General features: G+C 58.0%; 1 pseudogene. It reads right to left on the reverse strand.

Annotated features, from left to right (window positions below):
• Positions 1-69 precede the first annotated feature (69 nt).
• A pseudogene (locus AC1RJ3_RS29580) lies at positions 70-204 on the reverse strand (DUF6124 family protein); the annotation flags it as partial.
• Positions 205-343 lie beyond the last annotated feature (139 nt).

Here is a 343-nt window from a genome sequence, read left to right on the forward strand (position 1 = left end):
CGCATCGAATGGTTTTGGGACCGCTTCGCGCTCCAGCGGGAGCAAGCTCCCTCGCCACAAGGTTGTGCTTTACGCGTTGGAGTCGTACGGATCGAAATTATCCAGCGCCCGGTTCACCAGCAACTCGCTCAGTACAATCATCTGCTGAATCGCCAACGCCACATGACGCCGCGAACCTTCCAGTTCGAAGGCCGGATTGCTGGCCGAACGGAAGTTGAGTGAGGAAAAGAGTTACTGGCAGCCGTAATATGCGGGTGAGAAACCTGACGGACTGTCTGACAGCAGACAGTCTCTTGCTCCCGCTCGGCTGCGCAGCAGTCGTAACCCCTTCGCTCGGTCCTCC

Source organism: Pseudomonas sp. GW822-FHT04C11 (genome assembly GCF_058800905.1).